This is a genomic window from Pseudomonas tremae (assembly GCF_001401155.1).
GTDB classification, from domain to species: Bacteria; Pseudomonadota; Gammaproteobacteria; order Pseudomonadales; family Pseudomonadaceae; genus Aquipseudomonas; species Aquipseudomonas tremae.
The window spans coordinates 1-369 of record NZ_LJRO01000346.1 but is presented as its reverse complement, the minus strand read 5'-3'; the positions used below and the strand labels follow the sequence as shown (position 1 = coordinate 369).

Annotated in this window: 1 protein-coding gene; it reads right to left on the bottom strand. The window is 55.0% G+C overall.

Annotated features, from left to right (window positions below; all coding sequences use genetic code 11):
- Positions 1-66 precede the first annotated feature (66 nt).
- Positions 67-369, bottom strand: a 303-nt coding sequence (locus tag ALO43_RS18760) for a PA4575 family protein (protein ID WP_054997909.1), incomplete at its 5' end; no start/stop codon positions are given.

Sequence of the window (369 nt, the reverse complement as noted above, 5' to 3'; positions counted from 1 at the left end):
CGACAAAATATCGCACAGCGCACATATATGCACTGTCAGGAGACCGGCATGCGTAGCGCAGACTGGCTAGAAAAGCGATGAGCGCTCACACACCATCATGCCACTGTTGATGCGTCGCAGTTCGGCTTGAATATGCAAGGTCCATATCGGTACATCATCGGCGCATTGATAACCATGCAGCGATAGGCTCTCGATAATGCTCGTCAATACCGCCTGCGCCGCTGGCAGGCCGTTGAACGGTCCTTGGGATTTGATCGCAGAGGGCTGTTCTTCAGCCATGCCGGCTGCGAAGAGCACCATCCATTGTCCACCATCGTGGGGAAGAGGCCGAATGACACATTCGATGCGGGTCATCAGCCCCATGCATTC